This is a genomic window from Rhabdaerophilum sp. (assembly GCF_046092605.1).
In the GTDB taxonomy this organism is placed as follows: Bacteria; Pseudomonadota; Alphaproteobacteria; order Rhizobiales; family Beijerinckiaceae; genus Rhabdaerophilum.
Window position 1 is genome coordinate 1 of record NZ_JBJTDY010000083.1, and the last position, 3,448, is coordinate 3,448.

Genomic DNA, 3,448 nt, shown 5'->3' on the forward strand with positions numbered 1-3,448 from the left:
CGGCAGCCGTGCTGGACTATCTGGCGCGCTACACGCACCGCACGGCGATCGGCCACGAACGCATCGTGGCCGTGTGTGATGACGGGGTACGGCTGCGGGTACGGGCCGATCGCAACGGCGGTAAGAACGCGGGCAAGAACGCGGGCAAGAAGACCGTGCGCATCGACGGCGCCGAGTTCGTCGGCCGCTTCCTGCAGCACGTGCTGCCGGCCGGCTTCAAGCGCATCCGCCACTACGGCCTGCTGGCCCCGGCGCACAAGACGCGCTGCCTGTCCCAGGCGCGGGCGGCGCTGGCGATGCCGGTGCCGAATCCGATCGCGCAGGAGACGGTGGCCGCGTTCATGCGGCGCGTGGCGCGCATCGAGATCGAACGCTGTCCTCGGTGCCACGGCTGCTGGCGTCCGATCGCGCACGCCGCAGCCCTGCGCCCGTCGCTGTGGCCGCGCGCCGGTCGGCCCACCACGGCGGCGCAACCGCAGGCACCCTGACCCGGCCGACGATGCTCACGGACCTGCCGTTGCTGCCGTTGCCGCCGCCTCACCGCACGGCGGTGCGGGCGCTCGCGTGCCGCTGCCGGGTGGCCGGCGGCGACGCGGCGCAACACCCGGCCGCCGCACTGCGCAGCGCCGGGCGGACGCCGCCCGCCGCGCCGGCGCCCTCGGCGGCCGCAGCCCAACCCCACGTCGCACTGGCGTTCGGCACCCGCTGAAACTTACACTGCCCAATACGCACCGCCGCCCGCCTGCCACCACCGAGCGGCGGTTCAGTCCAACGAATAGTGTTTATCCGCCGCCGAGGGCGGCCTGGACGAAGGCACGAGCGGTGCATGGCGGCGGATAAACCTCGTTGGACTGAACCGCCGCTCGGTGGTGGCGTGGCGGCCGTACGGGATGGGCAGTGTAAGGTTCAGCGGGCCGGTTTTGGCATGCTCGGCAGGGGTGCCGAAGCCGGCGCAGGAGGCCGCGGCGTGGTGTTGGGCTCCGGCAGCAGCCGCTGGCGCCGTCGCGGCAGGCAAGACGGACATGCGGCAAGGCACTTTACCGGCACGCGGGCGCACGCTGCCGGCCGGCGGTTTGCCCTCGGCTGTGCGGCTGCGGGGGACAGGCGCGCCGGGCGCATCAGCGGCTCACGGCGCCTGCGGCTGCGCCGCGGTCTGTGCTGCCGCAGATCGCTGCGCCGATCCGGCGCGCGGCCACAGCGTGATGCGCTGCGGCGCAAGCAGCGCGATCGGGCGCCAGCGGCCCTGGCAATGCGGACAGCGCACCAGGTCGATGCCGGCCACGCGCCGCATGAACGCCGCCACCGCGTCCTGCGCGATCGGGTTCGGCGCGGGCATCGCCAGCGCCGCCCGCGCCTGGGACAGGCAGCGGGTCTTGTGCGCCGGGGCCAGCAGCCCATAGTGGCGGATGCGCTTGAAGCCGGCCGGCAGCACGTGCTGCACGAAGCGGCCGACGAACTCGGCGCCGTCGATGCGCACGGTCTTCTTGCCCGCGTTCTTGCCCGCGTTCTTGCCGCCGTTGCCATCGGCCCGTACCCGCAGCCGTACCCCGTCATCACACACGGCCACGATGCGTTCGTGGCCGATCGCCGTGCGGTGCGTGTAGCGCGCCAGATAGTCCAGCACCGCTGCCGGTCCGGCCAGCGGCGTCTTGGCATAGACCACCCAGTTCTTCTCGGTGAGCCGCTGCAGGCGGCGCTGCCGCTCGCCGGCGGCAGGCAGCGGATCGTCGCGCAACGTGCCGTCGCGCTCGGCCGCGCGCAGGGCGGCGCGGAACTTGCCGGCGAACACCCGCGACAGCGCATGCACCGGAAACAGGAACCGCTCGGTGCGCCGCGGCGCGATCCAGCCGCCCGCGGCGTCCAGCGCACCACAGGCCATGAGCGCATGCGCATGGATGTGCAGCCGCAGGTCCTGCGTCCAGGTGTGCAGCACCAGCGTGAAGGACGGCCGCCCGCCGAGCCAGCGGGGGTTGGCGGCGAACTCGGTCAGGGTGGCGGCGGTGCAGGCGAACAGCGTCTCGTAGACCCAGCGCGGGTGGCGGCGTGCCAACGCATTGAGCTCGTGCGGCAGCGTGAACACCAGGTGCGCGTAGGGCACCTCAAGCAACTCGGCACTGCGCGCGCGGCGCCAGGCGTCGGCTGCCTGCTTGCCGCAGCGCGGGCAGTGCCGGTTGCGGCAGGAGTGCCAGCGCCACTGGGTCGCACCGCACCCGTCGCAGGCCAACTGCTGGCCGCCCAGGGCGGATGTGCGGCAGGCGGCGATCGCGCGCCACGCCTTGGCCTGCGCGCGGCTCAGCCCGTGCGCGGCCAGATAGCGCGGTCCGATGCGCGCGAGCACCTCGGCCAATGACACCGACATCGCCGCCTCGGTGGTCGCCGCCTCGGTGGTCGCCGCTTCAGTGCCGCGTGCACTCGGGCAGGTTCGACAGCAGCGTCAGCGGCGTGCGCCGGGCGCCGTCGGGCGCGTCGGGCCGCGCCAGGTGCAGGTAGCGCGCCGTGGTGTTGACGTGGCGGTGACCGAGCCACTGCGAGATGCTGTGCAAGTCGACACCGCACTCCAGCAGATGGGTGGCGTAGCAGTGCCGCAAGCCATGGATGCCGCCGGCCTTGGTGATGCCGGCGGCCTCGCGCGCCTGCCAGCACCAGCGCTGCGCCTGCTCGGTGTGCAGCGGCTGCGCCGGATCGGTCGCCGCGCTGAACAGCCAGCCCCGTGGACGCACGTGGCGGTGATAGCCGCGCAACAGCGCGAGCAGGTCGGCCGGCAGCGGCACGTAGCGGTCCTTGGCCCCTTTGCCCTGGACCACGCGCACGCACATGCGGTCGGCGGCGCTGTCGATGTGCTCCACGCGCAACGCGCACAGCTCGCTCACGCGCAGGCCCAGCGCATAGGCGCAGCTCAGGGCGGTGCGCGCCTTCAGACTGCGAGCGCAGGCCAGCAGCCGCGCGATCTCGTCGCGCGATAGGATCTCGGGCAGCCGCTGGGGTCCGCGCGGCAGCGGGATCCGGCACGGGCTGCCGTCGCGGCCGAGCACCTTGCCGAACAGGAAGTTGATCGCGCAGCCGGCCTGGTTGACGGTGGAGCGCGTGAGCTGCCGCTCGCGTAGCAGGTGCAGCAGATAGGCTTCAATCTCGGCACCATCGAGGGTGTCGGGACTGCGCCGGTAATGCCGCGCCAACTGGGCTACGGCCGAGATGTAGGCCTCTTGCGTGCGCGGGGCCTTGCCGTGCAAGACCAGTGCATCGAGCATGCGTTGCCGAAGCGGTGTCATCTGTGTCTCCTCGGATCTGCGCGGGCACATGCCCGTACCATCCAAGGTACGACTTCGATCACCCCCTCGCCTCGCACGCCTCCACCGTCAACCAGGCCGGCTGCGCGATCAACTTCCTGTTCGGCAAGGTGCTCGGCCGCGACGGCAGCCCGTGCCGGATCCCGCTGCCGCGCGGACCC

At 72.7% G+C, this 3,448-nt stretch carries 3 protein-coding genes; 1 reads left to right on the top strand and 2 read right to left on the bottom strand.

What is annotated here, in order from left to right:
• A partial coding sequence (locus ACKODO_RS06810) for a transposase (protein ID WP_408982694.1) occupies positions 1 to 488 on the top strand: 488 nt, incomplete at its 5' end.
• 638 nt (positions 489 to 1,126) lie between these two features.
• On the opposite strand, the gene ACKODO_RS06815 is transcribed toward ACKODO_RS06810, so the two are convergent.
• Together ACKODO_RS06815 and ACKODO_RS06820 are read right to left on the bottom strand one after the other, a co-directional pair.
• Positions 1,127 to 2,359: an IS91 family transposase gene (locus ACKODO_RS06815; protein ID WP_408982695.1), complete on the bottom strand. Its 1,233-nt coding sequence runs from the start codon at positions 2,357 to 2,359 to the stop codon at positions 1,127 to 1,129.
• Between the two features lie 37 nt (positions 2,360 to 2,396).
• Positions 2,397 to 3,269 (bottom strand): tyrosine-type recombinase/integrase, encoded by an 873-nt coding sequence (locus ACKODO_RS06820; protein ID WP_408982696.1) that lies wholly within the window; start codon positions 3,267 to 3,269, stop codon positions 2,397 to 2,399.
• Positions 3,270 to 3,448: the final 179 nt, after the last annotated feature.